We start from the raw sequence: 25,375 nt of genomic DNA, 5'->3' as shown, positions 1-25,375 counted from the left end.
AATCAACATGATTGCAATCGTAGTCTCATTTTTTTATGAAACATGGCAAACATCTCACAACTTTTCTTACCCCTATTTTACAATTTCACACAAAGAAAAACCCTTAGAAACTTTTAGTCTAAGGGCTTTCTATTCAATCTGTCACTTATGAAATGAGAACTTTTTCTTTTACTATAAAGTCTAAGATTGTACTTTTAAAAATATTACTTATCTCACTTCTTATGTCTTATATTGGAAACTCGAACACAAACACAACAACGCAAATATACTCTCACCATACAATAGATAAAATAACCTGTAGATGATACTATGAAAAATGATAAGATATAGCTTTAAAACATTTTATTCCTGCAATCTCTCATACAATTCTTGCATTTGCACATCATCTGGAACCAGTTTTAAGTAAGCTTGCGCATTGACTTTTGCTTCTTCAAAGTAGCCCAATTCACGCAAGAGATAGATATAGTGTTCCAGAAACTCTGGATTGTCCTTCAAATCTCCTGCCAACTCTTGATAATGCTCGTAGCCAGAATCCAAATCATCCATTTCTTGATAGGAACGAGCAATCATCCACTTGGTCAAAAGATTTTCTGGCTCATCACTTTGTAAGTCTAGAATGTCCTCATAACGTTCCTGTTCTAGATAAATAGTTGCTAAACGGAGTAAGATTTCTTCCATATCCTGAGCGTCTTCTTTTGCAGTAAGGAGGTAGTTTTCTGCACCACTAGCATCATGCAATTCATAAGAAAATTGTGAAGCAGCTAGCAAGAGGCGAGTTTCAAAAGGATTTTTCTCCAAGCCTTGCTTAGCGATACGCAAGGCTTCTTGAACTTGATGTTCCTTATGTAAGGCCTGACTGTAACCATACTCATATCCTTCAAAGTCAGGTGAAATGGTATCAAGCTGCTTAAAATAGAGGACAGCTTTTTGGTATTCTTCTTGATCAAAGTAAAGACTGGCCAACTCAAAAGCTGTTAGGTCATCGTATTCTAACTCCAGGGCTTTTTCTAAAAACTTTGTAGCCGTTTCAAATTTCCCTAACTGTGCATAGGCAAAACCAATTCGTTGATAGGTAGAAATGCCTGTTTGCTCATAAATAGTACGATTATCTAACTGGGCATAGCCTTGAATAGCTTCTTGGTAATTTTCCAACTCACTATCCAACTCTGCTAAGCCCAATATCAAGAGAGGATCCTCTGAGTAGGTCAAAGCCTCCAGCAGTTTCTCACGCGCTACATCTGTCAAACCTTCCAGCTGGTAAAGGTCTGCTTTAAGTACCAAAGCTGAAACATACCAGTCACTGTCAGCTTGGATTTCCTCAAGATAAGCAAAGGCTTCTTCGATTTGACCATCCTCGCTAGCAATAGCTGCCAGATTAAGATGAACCTCTGGAAAGTTCTCAACGATTTTTAGGTAAATCTCCTTAGCCTGAGGATAAAAACCAATCCCTTCAAGATAAGTAGCTAACTCATACAGAAGGTCACTTGGATCATTTTCTAAAGCTTTGACGAAATAGTGCTCAGCCTTGGTTAAATCTTGCTCCTCCAAAGCCTGTAACATCTGTTGACTATTGTTCACTCTTGACTTCCTCTCCTTCTAGTTCATATAGGCCACTGACTACCTTATACCATTCAAAAATGGCTGAAATGACAACTTTAGCAGAAGCATAAACCGGAATACCGAGTAAAACTCCCCAGATACCAAACATGGATCCTGAAGTCAACAAAACAAAGAGAACATTAATGGGATGGATGTTTAATTGACTTCCCAAAATCAATGGAGAGACAAAACGGCCTTCAATAGTTTGTTCTACTATAAAGACAATCACTACTTTTAAAAGCATGACTGGCCCAGCAATCAAGCCCAATACTAGGGCAGGAAGCATGGCTAAGAAGCTACCCAAATAAGGAACCAGATTTAAAATACCAGCAGTGACCCCCAACGTAACTGCATAGCGTAGACCGATAATCTTGAAGAATATGATAAACATTACTGCTACAATAATAGCCACTGTTACTTGTCCTCTAACATAGTTGGACAACTGTTGATTCACTTCTGACAAAACCTGTCCTACAGGTTCCTTCAATTTCGTTGGCATGAATTGGGTCAAATAGTTACGCAAGCCTTTCCCATCACGCAAGAGATAAAAGAGCATGAAAGGAACGATAATCAAGGCAACAATCACTTGAGATGCCCCGCTAATAAAGGCACTCACCCAGTTGACTGCCTGAGATGAAACCTTACTTGCCCAAACTGTAGCCTGACTAGAGAAGTTTGTTAAAACTTGCTCTAACTGAGGTCTGAAATCATCTGGTAAACGCTTGGTAACCAAATCATTAATAACTCGATCAGCATCTTCGAGATAGATTGGTACATTTCTTGCAAAGGTTAAAACTTGACGTTGCAGACTTGGAATAGCCACTGCCAAGCCCCAAATGATAAAGAGAGCGATGATGACAAAGACAATACTGATTGCGATGACGCGATTAATCTTATGCTTCTCCAACCAATCAACAATGGGATTCAGTAAATAGTATAGTAAACCAGATAGAATGACTGGCAACATCACGACTGCCAAAAAGTCTAAAACAGGTGAAAATAGAAAACTAATCTTGCTTAAAATAAAAAGATTCAGTCCCAATAATAAGGTTACCAAAAATACCGTAATTGCCTTGTTGTCCAAAAACCACTTGAAAAACCAAGATAGACTAAAATGTTTCTCTTTTTGTTCCATAAATAATTCCTTTCTGTTATTCTTTCCATTATACCATTTTTAAATCAAAATAACTCTTTTTTAAAGTGCTTACATACTACTCAATTGCACCGCATAGCATATTATAAATTAATTTTGTGATATAATAGACTTATCTTTATAAAGAGGTATAGTCATGAAAGAAACTGTTTATTTTGGAACTTATACACGTCGTACTTCCCAAGGGATTTACAAGGCAGACTTTGATACAGAAACTGGTCAGCTTTCAAATCTAGAACTTTTTGCAGCTGAACCAAGTCCAACCTACCTTGCCTTTGACCAGCACCAACATTTATACACTGTTGGTAGTCAAGACAATAAGGGGGGCATTGCAGCCTATCAAACTGATGGAACCTTATTAAATCATGTCGTGGAAAAAGGAGCTCCCCACTGTTATGTTGCCGTTGATGAAAAGCGTGATTTGGTTTACGCGGCAAACTACCACAAGGGACAGGTCCTTGTTTATAAACGCAAGGAAGATGGCAGTCTTCTACTTAGTGATGTAGATCAACACAGTGGCCAAGGTCCACATGAGAATCAAGCTTCTCCCCATGTTCACTTTACAGATTTAACACCTGACCACTATCTAGTGACCTGCGACTTAGGTACTGACCAAGTAATTACTTATGATCTTGATTCAGAAGGAAAATTATCTAAGCTCTATACCTATCATAGCCAGCCAGGAGCAGGTTCACGCCATATTATTTTCCATAACCATTATAAAATCGCTTATCTCATTTGTGAACTCAATAGCACTATCGAGGTTCTAATCTACGATGGTGTTGGCGAATTTGAACGCATGCAAGTCATTTCAACTCTACCAGAAGGTTACAAAGGTTTTAATGGAACTGCTGCTATTCGTCTCTCTAAAGACGGTAAATACCTCTACGCTTCTAACCGTGGTCATGATTCTATCGCAGTATATACAATTCTTGCGGATGGTAGCTTAGAGTTGTTAGAAATCGTTCCGACACATGGTCAGACTCCACGTGATTTTGATTTGACGCCGGATCAAGAATTTGTCATTGCTGTCCATCAGGACTCTGACAATGTAACCGTCTTTAAACGCAATCCTGAAACTGGTCGTCTAGCAGAACTTTCTAATGACTTCCATGTCCCAGAAGCGGTCTGCATCAGTTTTGCTAATTAACATAATTATAACTGATCAACTAACGGAGCTACACACCAAAGACAAACATCATTTTAGTGTTTGTCTTTTTTATATTTTCTAAACTAGTCCCCTAAAAAACTGAAAACTTTCTGCAAACACTTATCAATGAGAAATAAAAATTCTTCTCAGCCATCAATTAATTATCATGCATCTTACGGAGCGAAACAGAGTATTATTAGATTATAAAAAAGAACCTTGCAATGCAAGATTCTTTTAGTGTCTGACTTAAATAATTGTTCTTCTGGGAACTAAATCGAATTAAGCTTCGATTTCTGTAACCATACCTGAACCAACAGTACGGCCACCCTCACGGATAGAGAATGTAGTACCTTGTTCTACGGCGATTGGGTGGATCAACTCAACGTCGATTGTCACATTATCACCAGGCATTACCATTTCAGTACCTGCTGGAAGTTCGATTGAACCTGTAACGTCAGTAGTACGGAAGTAGAATTGTGGACGGTAGTTGTTGAAGAATGGAGTGTGACGTCCACCTTCTTCTTTAGTAAGGATGTAAACTTCACCTTTGAATTTAGTGTGTGGGTTGATTGAACCTGGTTTAGCGATAACTTGTCCACGTTCGATTTCGTCACGTTGAACACCACGAAGAAGGACACCTACGTTATCTCCGGCAAGACCTTCGTCAAGTTGTTTACGGAACATTTCAACACCAGTAACAACTGCTTTTTGAGTTTCTTCTTTGATACCAACGATTTCGATTTCGTCGTTGACTTTAACGATACCACGGTCGATACGTCCTGAAGCAACTGTACCACGTCCAGTGATTGAGAATACGTCTTCGACTGGAAGAAGCAATGGTTTGTCAGTGTCACGTTCTGGTTCTGGAATGTACTCATCAACTGTGTTCATCAATTCCATAACGATGTCTTCGTATTTAGTGTCACCTTCAAGGGCTTTAAGAGCTGAACCTTGGATAACTGGAAGATCGTCACCTGGGAAGTCGTATTCTGACAAGAGGTCACGGATTTCCATTTCAACCAATTCAAGCAATTCTTCATCGTCAACCAAGTCAACTTTGTTCATGAAGACGATAAGGTGTTTAACACCAACCTGACGTGAAAGAAGGATGTGCTCACGAGTTTGTGGCATTGGTCCGTCAGTTGAAGCTACTACAAGGATAGCTCCGTCCATTTGAGCAGCACCAGTAATCATGTTTTTAACGTAGTCCGCGTGTCCTGGAGCGTCGATGTGAGCGTAGTGACGTTTTTCAGTTTCGTACTCAACGTGCGCAGTGTTGATAGTGATACCACGTTCGCGTTCTTCTGGAGCAGCATCGATAGACGCATAGTCTTTAGGTTGGTTAACTGATGAAGGCAAGCGACGTGCCAAAACAGTTGTGATAGCTGCAGTTAGGGTAGTTTTACCGTGGTCAACGTGTCCGATAGTACCAATGTTAACGTGTGGTTTACTACGATCGTATTTTTCTTTTGCCATTTGAGTAAAAGCCTCCAATAAAATATATTTTATAGATAGACAGTAGGCAATACAGTCTAACTTTCCTTACTATTTTATCAAATTTCAGCTAAATTGCAAGTGTTTTACAAAGTTTTTGTGAATTATTCTTAATCTACTAATCTAAACGGCACTTCCACTCCTATCACTTGCCTAGATAAAAAGAAAAATCAGGAATTTCCTGACTTTTACTTAGCTAATTCTCTTTCTCGTTCTTTCATTATTTTATGATTTTCATACAAACGTGATAAAAACTTAGAAATTTCTTTTAAGATAGAATAAGTTGGTACTGCGACAATCATGCCAATAACACCATAGATATTACTTGATAACAAAAGTAATACTAAAATCGTAATTGGATGGACTTTCATCACACCACCTACGATTCGAGGGTAAAGGATGTTCCCATCTACTTGTTGAATAATCAGCATATAAATAACTGCAATCAGCATTCTATGGGGATCAGTAAAGACATTGGCGATAATCATCGGAATCAAACCAATACTTGGGCCTACATAAGGAATGAGATTGGCTAATCCTGAAAAGATAGCGAAGACCAAAGCGTATTTCAAACCGATTACGCTATATCCGATAAAGGCTAAACAACCAATAATAATCGCATCAATGGCAACTCCACTAATATATCGAGCGATTGTAGCATTCAAATTTTTTAAAAGACCTGTAATATGCAACTTATCTCGCTTTAAAACAGTACGTTCAAGCATCGGCAAGAATTTGTGACCATCTAACAAAAAATAAATTAAAAATACAGGGGTCATGATAATAATCAAAACAGTACTAAAGAGCGCAGATAGGACACTTCCAACACTATTGGTAACACTGTTTAGAATATTTTGTAGAATATCTACATAGGAGAGATTTAACTGTTGAATCGTCGCTTGAATATCTAAATTTTGAAAGGCTGGATAAGTAGATAAATCCACAATCAAATCTTGCAAACGACTATAAATTGTCTGACTTGTTGCTATTAAACTGGTCAACTGATTAATCAAAATCGGTAAGAGATAGACTACCCCAATAACTAGCCCCCAGACCAAGGCGCACAAGGTTAGTAGAATACCAATGATACGGTTAATTTTGAAATACTTTTGTAAAAAATTTACAATAGGATTGGTCAAATAATATAAAAAACCACCTAAAAGAAAGGGAATCATTATAGTGTTTGCGACACTTACAAAAGGCGTTATAATCCCACCCATCTGTCTCCATAAATAGAAGATGATGGTTAATAGTAAAATCTCACTGGTCCAAAAAAATAATTTATTCTTACGAAACATGGGGTACCTCCATTCATCTATTTTACCACACTTTCAAAAAAGCTTCTTTCTTCTATCATGAAACTGGGAATATTTTTTTCTTTATGTTAGAATAAACTTACTATGAAAAAAATTATTTTAACTCTATTAAGTCTGTCCCTTATTGGCTCAGCATCTACTGTTGCTGCTCAAGATTTTAATATTGCTGCAAAACATGCCATTGCTGTTGAGGCAAATACTGGCAAAATTCTCTATGAGAAAGATGCAACCCAGCCAGTTGAAATTGCTTCAATCACAAAGTTAATTACTGTTTATCTTGTCTATGAAGCCTTGGAAAACGGCAGTATTACACTATCAACTCCGGTAGATATTTCTGATTATCCTTACAAATTAACGACAAATTCTGAAGCTAGTAACGTTCCTATGGAGGCTCGTAATTATACCGTCGAACAACTACTTGAAGCAACCCTAGTATCTAGTGCTAACAGTGCGGCCATTGCCCTAGCTGAGAAAATTGCTGGCTCAGAAAAAGATTTCGTAGATATGATGCGCGCAAAGCTCTTAGAATGGGGAATACAGGATGCCACTATTGTCAATACGACGGGGCTTAACAATGAGAGTCTAGGTGATAACATTTACCCAGGATCTAAAAAAGATGAGGAAAATAAGCTCAGTGCTTATGATGTCGCTATCGTTGCTCGCAAACTCATCAAAAAATACCCACAAGTCTTAGAAATCACGAAAAAACCTTCTTCTACTTTTGCTGGAATGACCATCACTTCTACCAACTACATGTTAGAGGGTATGCCTGCTTATCGCGGTGGTTTTGATGGATTAAAAACAGGGACAACAGATAAGGCTGGAGAGTCTTTTGTTGGTACTACTGTCGAAAAAGGCATGAGGGTTATCACAGTTGTTTTGAATGCAGATCATCAAGATAATAATCCTTACGCTCGCTTCACAGCTACATCTTCACTAATGGATTATATCTCTTCATCATTCACGCTTCGTAAAATCATTCCGAAAGGTGATGCCTATCAAGATAGCAAAGCCCCTGTACAAGATGGAAAAGAAGATACAGTAGTTGCAGTGGCCCCAGAGGATATCTATCTAATCGAACGTGTTGGGAGTCAATCTTCTCAATCTATTCAATTCACACCTGATTCTAAAGCAATCCCAGCACCACTTGAAGCTGGAACAGTGATTGGCCATTTAACTTATGAAGACAATGATTTGATTGGTCAAGGTTACATCACCACAGAACGTCCTAGTTTTGAAATGGTAGCAGAAAAGAAAGTTGAAAAAGCCTTCTTCTTAAAAGTTTGGTGGAATCAGTTTATCCGCTTCATCAACGAGAAGCTATGATATAATAAACTTCTTAAAGCTAAAAAATAAATATTATGTTTAAAGAAAAAGAAGGGGAATCTGTATAATACAGAACTCCCTTCTTTTTTTAAACTTAATTTATTGATAGCAAAAATCCCCTAAATCTTAGATTAACACTATCTAAAATCTAGAGGATTAATTATATAAATACTATTTTAAAATCTTGATTCTAGTTCATTTCTTTAAAGGCTGCTTCTGCATCCTCGTTGCTGATAACACCAAATTGAATCTTGCCAATCTTTCCTTGACTGTCAATCAGGTATTCTGTAGGAATGCTTCGAATTTGGTAAGCTTGGAAGGTGGTTCCTTTTGTGTCATAAAGTACTGGGATATCTTTATATCCTTGATCTTGGAACCATTGTGGGAATTGCTCGACAGTTTTTTCACCTTGAATTCCTGGTGCAATGACACTAAGAATTTCAAAATCACGATCTGGTTTCGCCGCTAATTCCATCAACTCAGGCATACTTTTCTTACATGGACCACACCATGAAGCCCAAAACTTTAAGTAGACTTTTTTCCCCTTATAATCAGATAACTTAACTTCTTTACCATCCATAGATTGCAAGGTAAAGTCTGGAGCCTCTTTTCCAACAGCAATTTGTTGTACAGTCGTTTGTTGCTGTTGTTTTGGGGATTGTTGTGGAGCTTGAGTCTTTTTAGTCTCTTCCTCACCACAGGCTATCAATACGACTAATGACAAGAGGCTTAAGCCAGCAAACATTACTTTTTTCATCTTTTTCTCCTTTATTCAAAAATTCCAGCTAGAACATTTACTTGTCCTAATAGCAACAAAATTCCCATTAAAATAATGAGGAAACCACCAATTTTCTTCAGTAGCATCATATGACGTTTAATTTTACTAAAATAAGGCATTACTACACCTGAAGCTAGAGCCAAAACCAAGAAAGGAATGGCCATCCCCAGAGTGTAAATAAGAGTATAGATAGCTCCTTGCCAAGCACCATTGCCTCCAGAAGCTGCAAGCGCTAAAACAGAACTCAATACAGGACCAATACAAGGCGTCCAACCAAAGCTGAAGGTAATACCGAGTAAAAAGGCTGACCAATAACGATTAGCTTCTGATTTCTTAAAAGTAAAGCTTTTTTGAACCTCTAATTTCTTAAAATGAAAAATTTCCATCTGGTGAAGGCCTAAAATGATAATAATTGTTCCCATGGTATAGCGAAACCAATTGGCATAGAGAATATTACCAAAGTAACCAGCACCAAATCCTAAGATAAAGAAAATGAGAGAAATACCTGCAATAAAGCACAGCGTTCGAATCAAGCCTGACCAAGCGACTTTTCTTCCAAACAGAGAGAAGCTTTTTGCACTTTCCTGATCATCCAATAAAATTCCAGTATAAACAGGTAACAGAGGGAAGATGCAAGGGGAAAAGAAGGACAAGATCCCTGCTAAAAAAACGGAGATTGAAAATACTATCGTTTCCAATAAAAAACCAACTTTCTTAATAATTCTAATCCTATTTTACTATAATCAATTTCATTTGTATGATTTCTGCTACGCAATTTGAATTATGCTATCTTTTTTTATCTTTTATATCAATAGACGATTCTAATTTTTCATCAGTTTTGCCCCTTAAGAAAACATAAAAAATGAACTTGGTAACTCAAGTTCATTTTTTTCTTATAGTCTATTTCCGACATTAATACGGTTAATGGCACGTTGCAAAGCAATTTTAGCACGACGTTCTTGATCAATCAAGTGTTTATCTTGTGCTTCTTCAATTTCTTGCTCTGCACGAAGTTTGGCACGTTCTGCACGACTAATATCGATATCACGAGCACGTTCTGCAGAATCAGCAACGATTGTGATGGTATTATTGGCAATTTCAATAACGCCTCCGTTTACTGCAATCCAGTTCACGTGATCTTCATCATCAATACGTTTTACCTTTACTTCATCAACTGCTAAAACCGCAATCATATTTTCATGTCGTGGCAAGATCCCCATCTCACCATCCAGAGTTCGAACTGATACATAGCTGGCATGGTGATCATAGACGAGACCATCTGGTGTCACGATCTGGACAGTTAACTGAGCCATAGATCACCTCTTAAAATCCCATTTTTTCAGCTTTTGCAATCACATCTTCGATAGAACCTACACCACGGAAGGCATCTTCTGGTAACTGGTCATGTTTACCATCAAGGATTTCCTTAAAGCCACGAACAGTTTCAGCAACTGGAACATAAGAACCTGGCTGACCAGTAAATTGTTCCGCAACGTTGAAGTTTTGTGACAAGAAGAACTGGATACGACGAGCACGAGCAACCAAGGTCTTTTCTTCATCAGAAAGCTCATCCATACCAAGGATAGCAATGATATCTTGCAATTCATGGTAACGTTGAAGAACGCGTTTTACTTCAGCAGCAACTGCATAGTGCTCTTCTCCAACGATTTCAGGTGCCAAGGCACGTGAGCTTGAAGCAAGTGGGTCAACGGCTGGGTAGATACCCAATTGTACCAACTTACGTTCCAAGTTGGTTGTTGAATCCAAGTGAGCGAAGGCTGTTGCTGGCGCTGGGTCAGTATAGTCATCCGCTGGCACATAGATAGCCTGGATAGAGGTTACAGAACCCTTCTTAGTTGATGTGATACGTTCTTGCAATTGCCCCATTTCTGTAGCAAGTGTTGGTTGGTAACCAACGGCTGATGGCATACGACCCAAAAGGGCAGATACTTCTGAACCAGCCTGAGTGAAACGGAAGATATTATCGATAAAGAGAAGCACGTCTTGGCCTTCCACATCACGGAAGTATTCAGCAATTGTCAAACCAGTAAGAGCAACACGCATACGTGCTCCTGGTGGCTCATTCATCTGACCAAATACCATGGCTGTTTTCTCGATAACGCCTGATTCTTTCATTTCCCAGTAAAGGTCATTACCCTCACGAGTACGTTCCCCAACACCGGTAAATACTGAAATACCACCGTGTTCTTGGGCAATGTTGTGAATCAATTCTTGGATTAAGACGGTTTTACCAACTCCGGCACCACCGAAAAGTCCAACCTTACCACCTTTAAGGTAAGGGGCAAGAAGGTCGATAACCTTAATCCCTGTTTCAAGGATTTCAGAAGAGGTAGACAATTCATCAAAAGTTGGAGCTTTTTTATGAATTGGCTGACGCTCTGCATCTTCTGTAAAAGGAGCTTCCAAGTCAATGGTATCTCCCAAAACATTGAAGACACGTCCCAAAGTTTCTTTACCTACTGGTACAGAGATTGGACGACCTGTGTCCAATACTTCCATTCCACGAGTCAAACCATCTGTTGATTCCATGGCGATAGTACGGACCATACCATCTCCCAACTCCAAGGCTACTTCAAGGACGATTTTTGTTTTTCTTTCGTCATTTTTGTAGACGACAAGTGCATTGTTAATCTCAGGAAGTTTTTCCCCTGCTGCAAACAAGACGTCTACAACGGGTCCGATAACCTGAGCAATTTTACCTGAACTCATCTCCTTCTCCTATTCTATATAAGATACTGTCGGTTCCTAGCTTAACTAGGTCCTAAGTTCATTTTCATACGAGCTGGACTAGAGCCTATTCTAAGGCACTAGCTCCTGCTACGATTTCTGTAATTTCTTGTGTAATCGCCGCCTGTCTGGCACGGTTATACTGAATTGTCAAATCATTAATGACTTTCTTAGCATTATCTGTCGCTGTTTGCATGGCTGTCATACCGGCAGCATTTTCAGCTGTCTTAGCATCGATAATAGCACCGTAAATCATACTTTCTGCAAATTGAGGCAACAACTGCTCCAAAATTTCTTCTCGGCTAGTTTCCAATTCAAAGGTCAAGCTGTAACTATCATCTGCTTCATTTGGATCCAAGTCAACAATTGGAAGCATTTGTTCCACACGCATTTGACTGGTTAGCGTATTGACATGGTGGTTATAGCAGACATAGAGTTCATCAAAAAGTTCATTTTGGTACATTTCAACAGTTTTTGAAATAATCTTACGAACTTCATCAAAGCTTGGTTGATCTGCCAAGCCACGTAGTTCATAAAGTGGTTGAATACCACGAGCTTTAAAGAAATCAGCTCCCATTCCACCAATACAGATCATTTCAAAACCTTTACCGTCTGGATGGTATTCTTCTTTCAGCTCCATAACGGCTTTCAGAATAGAAGAATTATAACCTCCAACCAAACCTCGGTCTGAAGTAATGACGATATAGCCTGTCTTCTTAACTGGACGACTAATCAACATGGGATTGGTTGAGCCACCAGATCCATTACCATGAAGAATATCCGTCAAAAGTTTACGAACTTTCTGAGCATAAACTTGGAAGTTGCGAGCCGCTTCTTCAGAACGACCTAGCTTAGCAGCTGATACCATTTGCATGGCATTAGTGATTTGACTCGTATTTTTTGTTGAGGCGATTTTTGTTTTAATATCATTTAGAGATACTGCCATCTGACACCTCTATTCTTATTGGAAGCTGGTTTGATTGAGAAACTCTGTAATCGCAGCATCCAAGACTGCTTCTTCTGGCAAGTCTTTTGTATCACGAATGGTTTCCAAAATCTCTGGATGTTGAGCATCAAAGAAGGCATGGAACTCTTCCTCGAAACGAACAATATCATCTACTGGAACAGTATCCAAGAAACCGTGTGTCAAAGCATAGAGAATGGTTACTTGTTTCTCAACAGGCAATGGTTTGTGAACAGGTTGTTTCAAGACTTCAACTGTACGACGACCACGGTTTAACTTAGCCTGTGTTGCCGCATCCAAGTCAGAACCAAACTTAGTGAATGCTTCCAACTCACGGTATGAAGCAAGGTCGATACGAAGTGTACCAGCAACCTTCTTCATGGCTTTAATTTGTGCAGAACCACCTACACGAGATACAGATGAACCCGCGTCAATGGCTGGACGAATACCCGCATTGAAGAGACCATCACCAAGGAAGATTTGTCCATCAGTGATTGAAATCACGTTGGTTGCGATATAGGCAGAGATATCTCCTGCTTGTGTCTCGATAAACGGTAGGGCTGTAATCGATCCACCACCAAGCTCATCAGAAACTTTAGCTGAACGCTCAAGCAAACGGCTGTGAAGGTAGAAAACATCCCCTGGGAAGGCTTCACGACCTGGAGGACGACGAAGCAAGAGAGACAGTTCACGATAAGCTACCGCTTGTTTTGAAAGATCATCATAAACGATCAAAACATGCTTACCTTGGTACATAAATTCTTCCGCCATGGCAACCCCAGCATAAGGAGCTAGGAAAAGCAATGGAGATGGTTGTGAAGCAGAGGCTGTCACAACGATTGTGTAGTCCAAGGCACCGTACTGACGTAGTGTTTCTACTTGCGTACGAACTGTTGATTCTTTCTGTCCAATCGCTACGTAGATACAGATCATATCTTGACCCTTTTGGTTCAAGATTGTATCAATCGCAATGGTTGTTTTCCCTGTCTGACGGTCACCGATAATCAACTCACGTTGACCACGACCAATCGGTACAAGGGCGTCAATAGCTTTCAAACCAGTTTGCAATGGTTCTGATACAGACTTACGTTGCATAACACCAGGAGCTGGTGCTTCTACTGGACGAGTTTTGTCAGTGTGGATTTCTCCAAGGCCGTCAACTGGACGACCAAGTGGGTCCACAACACGACCAATCAGACTTTCACCTACTGGGACTTCCATGATTTTACCTGTACGGCGGATTGTATCGCCTTCACGGATATCAGTAAAGTCACCTAGGATGATAATACCGACGTCTGTTGACTCCAAGTTTTGAGCCATACCATAAGAGCCGTTTTCAAAAATCAACAACTCTCCACTCATGGCATTTTCAAGGCCGTGAGCACGCGCGATACCATCCCCGATATAGGTTACAACACCTGTTTCAGTCACATCAAAATTGGGTTTGAAATTTTCAATTTGTTGCTTAATTAAAGCGCTGATTTCTTGTGCGTTAATTGCCAAAAGAACACCACTTTCTATTTCAAATTTTCTTTAACAACTTTAAGTTGTTGTTTAATACTCACATCAATTGTCTTGTGATTGGCAAAAATGACAAAACCACCAATAAGACTTTCATCGATTTGTTCTTTTACACTCCTTACTTTAAGAGACATTTTTTTCTCAATCAAAGGGAGCAAGCGACTCTTCTGTTCATCAGTTAAAGGATGAGCTGACGTAATCGTCACTTCAAATCGATTTGTTTCTTTTTCAAGTCGGTTCAAGCAATCTACAAGAATATCATAAAAAAGATTTGCTCTGTGATTGTAGATAAGAACCTGAATAAAGTTTTGCAATAAAGGTGACACTGAGTCTTGGAAGAAAGAAATCGTTTTTTCCTTGTCAGACTCGTCTACTGCCACTTTTTTTAAAAAAGAAGGTAAACCTGTTTCTTCAGCAACTTGCTTGATTTGAGCTAAGTCTGAAAAGATACGGTCTTCTTCTCCTTTTTCTAAAACCAATTGGACAAAAGGCATGCTGTATTTTTCAATTACCTTTACTGTTTTCTTGTCCATTAAGCTTCTCCTAACTGATCGATATACTGATCAATGAGTTCTTTATGGGCATGACCGTCAAGGTTTTGTGAGATGATTTTACCAGCCAAGCTGATTGTCAAATCTGCTACCTCACCCTTAACGCTTTGTAAAGCTTCAGCTTTATTTTGAGCAATTTCTTGGTTCGCTTTTTCTTTCAAGCGTCCTGCTTCTAGCTTAGCATCTGCTAAAATACTAGCTTTGCTTTTCTCAGCTGTTTCTTTCGCATTCTCAATGATTGTCTTAGCTTCTTTACGGCTACCAGCCAATTCATCTTCACGTTTCTGAGCCAATACTTCTGCTTTTTGACGTGCTTGTTCAGCTCCGTCAATATCTGCTGCAATTTTTTCTGCTCTTTGTTCGAAAATACTAGTCAAATTTGACCAAGCGTATTTCTTAACCAAGACTAGCAAGAGAATAAAGGAACCAGCGATTAGTATAAAATCACCAAGTAATTCACCTACTGTTACATTCATAAACTACTCCTTTCTATTCTTCATCATTAATTTTATTTCCTAGGTACATTGAAGATAACAATGTAAATACATATGCTTGTACACAAGAAATAAAAACAGAAAATGCAGTCCAGATTAGATTTGTTCCAAAAGCAATAGGATACCAATAGAAGGCCTGATGAGAAAGTAGGACTAACATACTTGCCATCACTTCCCCTGCAAAGATATTACCAAAGACCCGCAATGCAAGTGAAAGGAGATTGGTAACTTCTTCCAAGAGATTCATTGGTGTCATAAAACCTGGTGTTACAAATGCTTTTAAATACTTTTTGATTCCACGACGACGAATTCCTTCTACGTGGGTCATTAAGATAATTGTAAAAGACAAGACCAAGTCAAATGACAAATTTGCTGTTGGTGAGGTCCAAAGATTTACACCATCTGTAGTCTGAATTCTAGCCATTAAGCCAATATTATTTGCAATGGCCATAAATAGGAATAAACAGAAATAAAAGAGAGAATAATCCTTTATCATTGGACCAAGGTTTGATTTTGTAAATCCAACAACAAAATCAAATAAATACTCTAATACATTTTGTTTTCCTGTGGGTCTCAAAGTCATATTTCGAGTTGCCCAATAAATAAAGCCAAAAATAAGTGCTACAGTCAACAAAGTCAAAACTACTATGGTTAAATTAAAGGTAACAGGACCAATATTGATGGTTGGATTAATACTTTCTTCCATCTAAAATCCTCCCTTTTTCAATTTATACTTCTTTTATTTGATGATAAATGAAAAGACAAGAGTAACGAAGAAAGTACCTTCAATAAAGGCAACCCCTAGGATCATCAAACTACGTAGTTCTGAGATGATATCTGGTTGGCGAGCAACTGATTTCAACAAACCGTTCATCAACATACCTTCACCAAGAGATACACCCATACAGGCAAGACATAGACCGAAAAATGTTAAATTCATGACGAATTCTCCTTTTAATTAAAATTTACTTACTTAGTTTAGTCCTAAAATTTGGATTTGTCAACTTTTTACTTACGTTGAAAGCGTTTAATGAAAATTATTTACAATTTTACTATTTTTTAGCTTAATATATAGAAAACTTTGGAAAAAACTTGTAATAAATCCGTCCATTATCTAGGTCTTTCTGAAAAATAATGAAAAAATCCGAGATGAAATCTCGGATGGAAATTAATATATTTTCTTTAACCTAATGCTCTTTAGTAAGTAGGATTAAAGGGAAAGAAACTAAAAAGCTTTCGTCTCCTGTACGCTTATTAAGCACGAACTGTGACGCTGGTGCCATCTTCTTTATAAAGATTGATGAGTCCTTCTTTGAGAGCTCGAACCATGTCTCCAGCTTGAACAGGTTGTGGAACCTTGATAGTCAAGAGTTCCATTGGATTAGGAGCACGGTCAATTTTATTGCCTTTGGCATCATGTAAATCTTCGATATACGTTTCAAAATGACGGAAACCTGGGCCATAAAACTCAACTTGGTCGCCTTCGTTAATCACATTCCGTTGACGAATAGTTGCTGTTTGTGTCGCATCATCATAAGAAACCACTTCAGCGACAAACTTATACTCAGGAATTTTACGACGAGCACCAAACAACTGCTCATTTTCAGATGGTGTACCGTAATAGAAACCTGTTGCTAATTCACGTTGGGCAACCTTCCACATCTCATCAATCAAGTCTTGCTTGATAGCTTCGAATTTTTCTGGACTCTCTAGATAAGCATCAACAGCCGCCTTATAACAGTTAGTTACTGTTGAAACATAGTGAATAGACTTCATGCGTCCTTCGATTTTTAGACTGTCCACACCATTTTCAATCATATCCGGGATATGGTCAATCATAGACATATCAACGGCTGACATTGAAAATTCTTCAGGAATTTCACCTTTCAAGCTCTTGCGTTCTTTCCCAAATGGCATATCGTAAAGGTCGTACTTCCAACGGCAAGACTGAGAGCAACCACCACGGTTAGCATCACGCATACTCATGTGATTTGAAAGCGTACAGCGACCTGAGTAGGAAATACACATAGCTCCATGAACAAAGGCTTCAATCTCAACGTCTGTACGTTTGCGAATTTCTGCCAATTCTTCCATTGAAACCTCACGCGCCAAAACGACACGAGTTAAGCCTAGTTCTTTCCAGAACTCAAGAGTTTCATAGTTAGTGGCACTTGCTTGGGTAGAGAGGTGGATTTCAAGACCTGGTGCTTCTGTTGCTGCAATCATAATCAAGGCTGGGTCAGATACGATAACTGCTGCAATCCCGATATCACGCAGTTTACGGAACCACTCACCAGCACCAGCTTCATTTCCTTCGTGCATAACCATATTGGCAGCTACATAGACCTTAGCTCCATACTTAGCCGCAAACTGCACGCCTTCTTCCATCTGTTCAAAGGTAAAGTTTCCTGCACGGCTACGAAGACCATAGGCCTGACCACCGATAAAGACAGCATCTGCTCCATACTGAACAGCTACCTTTAGCTTCTCTAAAGTACCAGCAGGTGATAAAACCTCAGGACGTTTTAATGTTTTTGTCATGTTTTCTCCTATTTGCAATATAAAAGTTTGACGTTTTTCCTTCTCATTTTATAGTAAATAATCCATAAAATCAAGCCTAGACAGATTGTTTTGACAATTCTAATGTTTTAAGAAAGCAAAAAACTAGCCTTTCTAGACTAGTTATTTTCAAGATAAAATTCAAAGCGTTCGCCTACATATTGACTTTTTACGTATTCAAAAGCAGTACCATCTTCTAGGTAAGAAACCTGAGTCAGACCAAGAATAGCATGTCCTTTTTCAACTTCCAAATAGTGGGCGATTTTTTCCTTAGCAAGGCGAGCATAGATTGTCTGCTGTGATTTACCGATACGGTAGCCATGTTTTTGCAATGTTTGGAAGAAATGACTGGTGATTTCTTCTTTTTTAAAGTCCTTAATGAATTTTTCAGGAATAGAAGCAACTTCATAAACTAGAGGAACTTGGTCGGCATAGCGGACCCGTTCCATTCGGATAATATTCTCCGTTGGAGAAATTCCTAACTTTGCAACTTCCTGCTCATTGGGAATGGTTTTTCTGTAGGAAATGAGCTGGCTAGAGGGTACTTTACCTTGGGACTTAACAATTTCAGTAAAACTTGTTGTTCCTCGCATCTTTTCTTGTACCCGAGTACTAGAAACAAAGGTGCCACTTCCTACGCGGCGCTCTAAGACACCTTCTTCAACTAATAGAGATACAGCTTGGCGGAGGGTCATGCGACTGACCTCAAACTGCTCTGCTAAATCTCGTTCACTAGGAAGCCTCTCCCCAATAGCCCAACGGTGATCGTCAATATCCTTTTTAATCTGATCATGGATTTTCATATAAGCAGGTAGCATATTTTTCACTTCATTTCTATCTTTTCTCTATTGTACCCCAATAAACTAGAAAAAGTCAAACTTCGCCTTGTTTAGTTGGTAATTCGCCCTTATTTGTGATAGAATATTGAAAAAAGATATTTCTTTTGAGAAAGGAAAAAGATGAGCAACATTTCAACTGATTTGCAAGATGTAGAAAAAATCATCGTATTGGACTATGGTAGCCAATACAACCAGCTGATTTCACGCCGTATCCGTGAGATTGGTGTTTTTTCGGAACTAAAAAGCCATAAAATTTCAGCTGCTGAAGTTCGTGAAATCAATCCTGTAGGAATTATTCTATCAGGTGGTCCAAACTCTGTATATGAAGATGGTTCATTTGATATTGACCCAGAAATCTTCGAACTCGGAATTCCTATTTTGGGAATTTGTTATGGTATGCAGTTATTGACCCATAAACTTGGAGGAAAAGTTGTTCCTGCAGGTGATGCTGGAAATCGTGAATACGGTCAATCAACTCTTACTCACACACCATCAGCTCTTTTTGAATCAACACCAGACGAGCAGACTGTTTTGATGAGCCATGGTGATGCGGTTACTGAGATTCCTTCTGACTTTGTTCGTACAGGTACATCAGCTGACTGCCCATACGCAGCCATCGAAAACCCAGATAAAAACATTTACGGTATCCAATTCCACCCAGAAGTTCGTCATTCTGTGTACGGAAATGATATCCTTCGTAACTTTGCCCTTAACATTTGTAAGGCTAAAGGCGACTGGTCAATGGATAACTTCATTGATATGCAGATCCAAAAAATCCGTGAAACCGTCGGTGATAAACGTGTCCTTCTTGGCCTTTCAGGTGGGGTTGACTCATCTGTCGTTGGGGTTCTTCTTCAAAAAGCGATTGGCGATCAATTGATCTGTATCTTCGTAGACCACGGTCTTCTTCGTAAAGGAGAAGCGGACCAAGTTATGGACATGCTTGGTGGTAAGTTTGGTTTGAATATCGTCAAAGCAGACGCAGCTAAACGTTTCCTTGATAAACTTGCTGGCGTTTCTGACCCTGAACAAAAACGTAAAATCATCGGTAACGAGTTTGTGTATGTATTTGATGACGAAGCAAGCAAGCTCAAAGATGTGAAATTCCTTGCTCAAGGTACTTTATATACAGATGTTATCGAGTCTGGTACGGATACAGCTCAAACTATCAAGTCACACCACAACGTGGGTGGTCTTCCAGAAGACATGCAATTTGAATTGATTGAACCACTCAACACTCTCTATAAAGACGAAGTTCGTGCCCTTGGTACAGAACTTGGTATGCCAGACCATATCGTATGGCGCCAACCATTCCCAGGACCAGGACTTGCTATCCGTGTTATGGGTGAAATTACTGAAGAAAAACTTGAAACTGTTCGTGAGTCAGACGCTATTCTTCGTGAGGAAATTGCCAATGCTGGTCTTGACCGCGATATCTGGCAATACTTCACAGTTAACACAGGCGTTCGTTCAGTCGGTGTTATGGGTGACGGTCGTACGTATGACTACACGATTGCAATCCGTGCCATCACCTCTATCGATGGTATGACTGCTGATTTTGCAAAGATTCCTTGGGAAGTCCTTCAAAAGATTTCTGTACGTATCGTAAACGAAGTGGACCACGTTAACCGTATCGTCTACGACATTACAAGTAAACCACCAGCAACCGTTGAGTGGGAATAGACCAATCATGACCAGCCAGCGCTTAAAGACGCTGGCTTTCACTTTGTTCAAGGCTTATTGCTATTGACTCGTCACTTGCCTCTTAAAGAGGCTTTAGTATTACTTACTACTATCCCTAAAGGGAGCCTCATATTCCTTTACATTCAATTTATCTAGTGCTATATCATGCTTTACTCGTTCTCAAATTTTTATACTCATGAAGAAATCATCCACTAGATAATTTCTTTAATTTGGTGGAATACTTCCTAATAGATGTACATTGTCTAGCATTAAGTAACCCTCGATAATTTCAATTCCTTTATAACTGCAAAAGCGATGAAATATTTCGCCTAAACTAATTCTATATTGATTATAGATGACTTTTCGTCTATACTTAGGTGTGAACACAATGAGATAGAACAATGCCACTTTGTGTGCGATAAACTATGAGCTTTTTGTGCCATATTTTTCTTCTTTCACTTTACAATTGGCTTGAACACCTTTATTGTATCGCGTTCGGAGTTTTTTGGGTATCATCTTCGACGCGCACCCGCATAGCGGGTGATTTTTTTGTCTCGCCCCGCACGGAGCGAGACGGACTAATAGTCACATAATCACATACAAAAAGGACTCTGAATCCGATTCAGAGTCCTTTTTGTATGAAATGAAAGCCCTTCGGTCTTACTTACGTTTCTTCTTCGCTTTCTTCATTTTGTTAGCCATGCGTTTCATGGACTGTTTCATAGCAAATTCACCGATTTTACCTTTGAGTCCGCCACCAAACATCTGGCTCATATCTGGCATTCCTGCTCCTCCAAGAGCTGACAGGTCAGGCATACCGCCTTGTCCCATCATCCCTTCAAGGGCAGACATATCCATTCCTCCCATATTTGGCATATTTTTAGGAAGGTTGTTTGGATTGATTCCCATCTGCTTCATCATCTTGTTCATATCCCCAGACATAACCCCCTGCATGAGTTGTTTAGCCTGGTTAAAGTCCTTGATGAATTTATTGACTTCGACAAATGTATTTCCAGAACCAGCAGCGATACGACGACGACGGCTTGGATTTAACAAATCTGGATTTTCACGTTCTTCAGGTGTCATTGAAGACACAATAGCACGTTTGCGAGCAATCTGGCGTTCATCTACCTTCATGTTTTGAAGGGCTGGATTGTTAGCCATACCTGGAATCATCTTGAGCAAGTCTTCCATCGGCCCCATATTTTGCACCTGATCCAACTGATCAATGAAATCATTGAAATCAAAGGTGTTTTCACGCATCTTCTCAGCCATTTCAAGGGCTTTTTGCTCATCGTATTCTTGAGAAGCTTTCTCAATCAAAGTGAGCATATCCCCCATTCCAAGAATACGACTTGACATGCGGTCTGGGTGGAAGGTTTCAATGTCCGTAATCTTTTCACCTGTACCAGTGAACTTAATTGGTTTTCCAGTAATGTGACGAACAGATAGAGCAGCACCACCACGAGTATCACCATCAATTTTAGTAAGGATAACCCCAGTCACTTCCAACTGAGCATTAAACTCACGCGCAACATTGGCCGCTTCTTGACCAATCATGGCATCAACCACGAGGAGAATTTCGTTTGGTTGAGCCAATGCTTTTACGTCACGAAGTTCATTCATCAAAAGCTCATCAATCTGCAAACGACCTGCCGTATCAATCAAGACATAGTCATTATGATTAGCTTGGGCTTGTTCCAAACCTTGACGAACAATCTCAACAGCTGGTACTTCTGTTCCAAGAGCGAAAACCGGCACATCAATCTGTTGGCCCAAGGTCTTAAGCTGATCAATGGCAGCAGGACGATAAATATCCGCCGCAATCATCAAAGGACGAGCATTTTCTTCTTTCTTGAGTTTGTTGGCCATTTTACCAGCAAAGGTTGTTTTACCAGCCCCTTGCAAACCGACCATCATGATGATGGTTGGAATCTTAGGTGACTTGATAATTTCTGCCGTATCAGAACCTAAAACGGTTGTCAGTTCCTCATCAACGATTTTAATAATTTGTTGCGCAGGATTAAGGGTATCAATAACCTCATGGCCGACTGCACGCTCACGAACTTTCTTGATAAAGTCCTTTACAACAGGCAAGGCAACGTCGGCCTCGAGCAAAGCCAAGCGAATTTCTTTGGTTGCCTCTTGGACATCAGATTCAGAGATTTTTCCTTTTTTACGTAGATTTTTAAAGACGTTCTGCAAACGTTCTGTTAAACTTTCAAATGCCATGTTTCTTCCTCTTATTCTCTATTATCAATGCTTGTTAAAATTTCTATCTGCTCCTTCAGAAAGTCATCCTTGGGATAGCGCTCCAAAATCTGGTCAAAAATCTGACTGCGGACAATGTAGTCCGAGTACATGTGCAATTTCATCTCATAATCTTCCAGAATCTTTTCTGTCCGCTTAATATTATCATAGACAGCCTGACGACTGACACCAAACTCCTCAGCAATTTCAGCAAGGCTGTAATCATCAGCGTAGTAGAGCTCGATATAATTCATTTGCTTATCTGTCAAAAGCGCCGCATAAAATTCAAAGAGCGCATTCATACGATTGGTTTTTTCGATTTCCATAACTTTTATTATACCAAAAAATCTATTATACTTCTACATTAGAAATCACTCTATCGGTTCAATCAAACCTTTCCTCTATACAATAGATAGGACCTGATTAAAAATTTGCTCTATTATTTCCTTATATTGAAAACGATGTCTGTAATTCTTACCATAAGTTGTAAAATGAGGAATTTTATCGTTTCAATCCCCCCTTAAACCAACGATAGGCGGTATTGACCTCAATGTCCTTGATGGTTTGGAGCAGAAACTGAAACCGCAGAAACATTAGATGGGAGGAATTTTAACTAACATATGTAACAGGGGATAAACTAGGACACCTTTTATCCTAGGAATAAGTACCTGCGACCAAGAAAATGGTCTACAAAATGAGTTCAACTAGCGTGTAAAAACCAACTTGATTATATTTGTAGTCTTGATCTTCTTTGTGAGACTTAGGCAACATTTCTCAACCATTCTTACATCTATTATACTAATATACAACTCTACACATAGAAAAGTCCTTAGAAACTTGTAGTCTAAGGACTTTGTCTTCCAACTGACTTTAGTGTTTTAATTTTACCCAATCACACTTCCGTTTGGTACAGCTGGATCAACTGTGAGAAGGGTTAATTGTCCATCATGTTCAGCTGATAGGATCATACCTTGGCTGACATATTTTTTCATCATTTTACGTGGTTTGAGATTGGCAACGATTTGAACTTTCTTGCCGACCAATTCTTGTTCGTTTGGATAGTATTTTGCAATTCCTGAGAGGATTTGACGATCTTCACCATCGCCAGCATCCAAGCGGAATTGAAGCAACTTATCTGAATCTTCTACTTTAGACACTTCTTTGACTTCTGCGACACGGATTTCGACCTTGTCAAAGTCTTCAAACTTGATTTCATCCTTGTTAAGTTTGAGCTCAACTTCATCCGGATTCCATTCTTTTTCGACTGCTGGTTTATTTCCTTCCATTTGTTCTTTGATATAGGCGATTTCTTCTTCCATATCCAGACGTGGGAAGATTGGTGTTCCTTTAGCAACTACAGTCACATATGCTGGGAAGTCAGCCAAGCTCAAGTTCTCAAGGCTTGCTACTTCTTCCAAGCCAAGTTGAGTCAAGACCGCGCGACTGGTTTCCATCATAAACGGCTCAATCATGTGAGCTACAACACGAAGGCTGGCTGCCAAGTGGCTCATAACACTTGCCAATTGGTCACGATGAGCTTCATCCTTTGCCAATACCCATGGAGCTGTCTCGTCTATGTATTTGTTTGTACGTGAAATAAGAGTCCATACTGCTTCAAGTGCACGTGGGTAGTCAACTGCTTCCATGTGTGTATGGTAGTCAGCGATTGATTCAGCAGCTACTTGAGCAAGAGCATTGTCAAATTCTGTCACACCTTCCACATAGGCTGGAATTTGCCCATCAAAGTACTTGTTAATCATAGAAACCGTACGGTTGAGGAGGTTCCCGAGGTCATTAGCCAATTCATAGTTAATACGGCCAACATAGTCTTCAGGAGTGAAGGTTCCGTCTGAACCAACTGGAAGGCTACGCATGAGGTAGTAGCGAAGTGGATCCAGTCCATAGCGCTCTACCAACATTTCAGGGTAAACAACATTTCCTTTAGACTTAGACATCTTGCCGTCTTTCATGACAAACCAACCATGGGCAATCAAACGATCTGGCAATTTAATATCCAACATCATAAGAAGGATTGGCCAATAGATTGAGTGGAAACGAAGGATGTCTTTTCCTACCATATGGAAGACAGTTCCATTCCAGAACTTGTCAAAATTTCCGTGTTCATCTTGACCGTATCCAAGAGCTGTCGCATAGTTAAGAAGGGCATCAATCCAAACGTATACAACGTGTTTTGGATTAGATGGCACTGGCACACCCCAGGTAAAGGTTGTACGAGAAACTGCCAAATCCTCTAAACCTGGCTCGATGAAGTTGCGAAGCATTTCATTCAGACGACCATCTGGAGTGATAAATTCAGGATGGGACTTGAAAAATTCGACCAAACGGTCTTGGTATTTGCTGAGGCGAAGGAAGTATGATTCTTCAGATACCCATTCCACTTCGTGACCTGATGGAGCAATACCACCAGTTACATTACCAGCTTCATCACGGAAAACTTCTGCAAGCTGGCTTTCTGTAAAGAATTCCTCATCTGAGACTGAATACCAGCCAGAATATTCACCCAAGTAGATGTCATCTTGAGCCAGCAAGCGCTCAAAGACTTGCGCCACTACTTTTTCGTGGTAGTCATCCGTTGTCCGGATAAATTTATCATAGGAGATATCGAGTAATTGCCAGAGTTCTTTGACTCCAACTGCCATCCCATCAACATAGGCTTGAGGTGTGATGCCAGCTTCTTCAGCTTTTTGCTGGATTTTTTGGCCATGCTCATCAAGACCTGTCAAATAAAAGACATCGTAGCCCATGAGGCGTTTGTAACGAGCTAGGACATCACAAGCGATAGTTGTGTAGGCAGAACCGATATGGAGTTTACCAGATGGATAGTAAATCGGTGTTGTAATATAAAAATTCTTTTCAGACATAATTTTTCCTTTCCAGGCAAATGAAACCTGTTTTTCTAACACTTCATTATATCACATTTTTACTGATT

At 39.5% G+C, this 25,375-nt stretch carries 22 protein-coding genes and 1 pseudogene; 3 read left to right on the top strand and 20 right to left on the bottom strand.

Annotated elements, in window-relative coordinates:
- Positions 1 to 342: 342 nt before the first annotated feature.
- Entirely contained in the window at positions 343 to 1,578 is a 1,236-nt protein-coding gene (locus PAN06_RS00115) for a tetratricopeptide repeat protein (protein WP_269795259.1), read from the bottom strand.
- Positions 1,568 to 2,734 (bottom strand): AI-2E family transporter, encoded by a 1,167-nt coding sequence (locus PAN06_RS00110; protein WP_261026505.1) that lies wholly within the window; start codon positions 2,732 to 2,734, stop codon positions 1,568 to 1,570. Before PAN06_RS00110 ends, PAN06_RS00115 begins: the two co-directional genes overlap by 11 nt.
- Before the next feature lie 154 nt (positions 2,735 to 2,888).
- On the opposite strand from PAN06_RS00110, the gene PAN06_RS00105 reads away from it, so the two are divergent.
- The gene (locus PAN06_RS00105) at positions 2,889 to 3,902 is read left to right on the top strand and encodes a lactonase family protein (RefSeq protein WP_269795258.1); all 1,014 of its coding nucleotides are present in this window, start codon (positions 2,889 to 2,891) and stop codon (positions 3,900 to 3,902) included.
- 279 nt (positions 3,903 to 4,181) lie between these two features.
- On the opposite strand, the gene tuf is transcribed toward PAN06_RS00105, so the two are convergent.
- Positions 4,182 to 5,378, bottom strand: coding sequence for an elongation factor Tu (gene tuf / locus PAN06_RS00100; protein ID WP_001040726.1), 1,197 nt, complete (start codon positions 5,376 to 5,378; stop codon positions 4,182 to 4,184).
- Between the two features lie 206 nt (positions 5,379 to 5,584).
- Positions 5,585 to 6,694, bottom strand: coding sequence for an AI-2E family transporter (locus tag PAN06_RS00095; RefSeq protein ID WP_269795257.1), 1,110 nt, complete (start codon positions 6,692 to 6,694; stop codon positions 5,585 to 5,587).
- Between the two features lie 102 nt (positions 6,695 to 6,796).
- Between PAN06_RS00095 and pbp3 the strand changes: the two genes are divergently transcribed.
- Positions 6,797 to 8,038, top strand: coding sequence for a D-alanyl-D-alanine carboxypeptidase PBP3 (gene pbp3, locus PAN06_RS00090; protein ID WP_269795256.1), 1,242 nt, complete (start codon positions 6,797 to 6,799; stop codon positions 8,036 to 8,038).
- A 190-nt stretch (positions 8,039 to 8,228) separates the two neighbouring features.
- On the opposite strand, the gene sdbB is transcribed toward pbp3, so the two are convergent.
- The 12 genes from sdbB to PAN06_RS00030 form a co-directional block, all read right to left on the bottom strand.
- Positions 8,229 to 8,795 carry a thiol-disulfide oxidoreductase-associated lipoprotein SdbB gene (gene sdbB, locus PAN06_RS00085; RefSeq protein ID WP_004260720.1) on the bottom strand — a complete coding sequence of 189 codons (567 nt, stop codon included), beginning with the start codon at positions 8,793 to 8,795 and terminating at the stop codon, positions 8,229 to 8,231.
- Positions 8,796 to 8,806: 11 nt separating this feature from the next.
- Positions 8,807 to 9,514 (bottom strand): thiol-disulfide oxidoreductase-associated membrane protein CcdA2, encoded by a 708-nt coding sequence (gene ccdA2, locus PAN06_RS00080; protein ID WP_049500759.1) that lies wholly within the window; start codon positions 9,512 to 9,514, stop codon positions 8,807 to 8,809.
- Positions 9,515 to 9,709: 195 nt separating this feature from the next.
- Entirely contained in the window at positions 9,710 to 10,129 is a 420-nt protein-coding gene (locus PAN06_RS00075; RefSeq protein ID WP_269795255.1) for a F0F1 ATP synthase subunit epsilon, read from the bottom strand.
- A gap of 10 nt (positions 10,130 to 10,139) precedes the next feature.
- Complete coding sequence (atpD, locus tag PAN06_RS00070) at positions 10,140 to 11,546, bottom strand: F0F1 ATP synthase subunit beta (RefSeq protein WP_000094358.1); 1,407 nt, start codon at positions 11,544 to 11,546, stop codon at positions 10,140 to 10,142.
- Between the two features lie 85 nt (positions 11,547 to 11,631).
- Positions 11,632 to 12,510, bottom strand: coding sequence for a F0F1 ATP synthase subunit gamma (locus PAN06_RS00065; RefSeq protein ID WP_269795254.1), 879 nt, complete (start codon positions 12,508 to 12,510; stop codon positions 11,632 to 11,634).
- A gap of 15 nt (positions 12,511 to 12,525) precedes the next feature.
- A complete protein-coding gene (gene atpA, locus PAN06_RS00060; RefSeq protein WP_000996629.1) occupies positions 12,526 to 14,031 on the bottom strand; it encodes a F0F1 ATP synthase subunit alpha in 1,506 nt (501 codons plus the stop codon).
- Between the two features lie 14 nt (positions 14,032 to 14,045).
- Positions 14,046 to 14,582 carry a F0F1 ATP synthase subunit delta gene (locus tag PAN06_RS00055; RefSeq protein ID WP_049551105.1) on the bottom strand — a complete coding sequence of 179 codons (537 nt, stop codon included), beginning with the start codon at positions 14,580 to 14,582 and terminating at the stop codon, positions 14,046 to 14,048.
- Entirely contained in the window at positions 14,582 to 15,076 is a 495-nt protein-coding gene (gene atpF / locus PAN06_RS00050; RefSeq protein WP_001103468.1) for a F0F1 ATP synthase subunit B, read from the bottom strand. The genes PAN06_RS00055 and atpF overlap by 1 nt, the downstream gene beginning before the upstream one ends.
- A 13-nt stretch (positions 15,077 to 15,089) precedes the next feature.
- A complete protein-coding gene (gene atpB / locus PAN06_RS00045) occupies positions 15,090 to 15,800 on the bottom strand; it encodes a F0F1 ATP synthase subunit A (protein WP_000392870.1) in 711 nt (236 codons plus the stop codon).
- Between the two features lie 33 nt (positions 15,801 to 15,833).
- Entirely contained in the window at positions 15,834 to 16,034 is a 201-nt protein-coding gene (locus PAN06_RS00040) for a F0F1 ATP synthase subunit C (RefSeq protein ID WP_001054560.1), read from the bottom strand.
- Between the two features lie 314 nt (positions 16,035 to 16,348).
- Positions 16,349 to 17,635, bottom strand: coding sequence for a U32 family peptidase (locus PAN06_RS00035; protein ID WP_000169065.1), 1,287 nt, complete (start codon positions 17,633 to 17,635; stop codon positions 16,349 to 16,351).
- A gap of 137 nt (positions 17,636 to 17,772) precedes the next feature.
- Complete coding sequence (locus tag PAN06_RS00030) at positions 17,773 to 18,471, bottom strand: GntR family transcriptional regulator (protein ID WP_020901475.1); 699 nt, start codon at positions 18,469 to 18,471, stop codon at positions 17,773 to 17,775.
- A 141-nt stretch (positions 18,472 to 18,612) separates the two neighbouring features.
- Between PAN06_RS00030 and guaA the strand changes: the two genes are divergently transcribed.
- On the top strand, positions 18,613 to 20,175 hold the full coding sequence (gene guaA, locus PAN06_RS00025) for a glutamine-hydrolyzing GMP synthase (RefSeq protein ID WP_269795253.1): 1,563 nt from the start codon (positions 18,613 to 18,615) through the stop codon (positions 20,173 to 20,175).
- 99 nt (positions 20,176 to 20,274) lie between these two features.
- Here guaA and tnpA read toward each other — a convergent pair.
- The 4 genes and pseudogenes from tnpA to metG form a co-directional block, all read right to left on the bottom strand.
- Positions 20,275 to 20,618 (bottom strand): annotated as a pseudogene (gene tnpA / locus PAN06_RS00020) (IS200/IS605 family transposase).
- 217 nt (positions 20,619 to 20,835) lie between these two features.
- Complete coding sequence (gene ffh, locus PAN06_RS00015) at positions 20,836 to 22,407, bottom strand: signal recognition particle protein (RefSeq protein ID WP_269795252.1); 1,572 nt, start codon at positions 22,405 to 22,407, stop codon at positions 20,836 to 20,838.
- Between the two features lie 11 nt (positions 22,408 to 22,418).
- Positions 22,419 to 22,751, bottom strand: a complete 333-nt coding sequence (locus tag PAN06_RS00010) for a putative DNA-binding protein (protein ID WP_004260758.1) — start codon at positions 22,749 to 22,751, stop codon at positions 22,419 to 22,421.
- Between the two features lie 558 nt (positions 22,752 to 23,309).
- Positions 23,310 to 25,307 carry a methionine--tRNA ligase gene (metG, locus tag PAN06_RS00005; protein ID WP_269795251.1) on the bottom strand — a complete coding sequence of 666 codons (1,998 nt, stop codon included), beginning with the start codon at positions 25,305 to 25,307 and terminating at the stop codon, positions 23,310 to 23,312.
- Positions 25,308 to 25,375: the final 68 nt, after the last annotated feature.

The sequence above is a fragment of the Streptococcus sp. SM3 genome (genome assembly GCF_027497875.1).
This window is presented reverse-complemented; position numbering and strand designations above follow the sequence as displayed.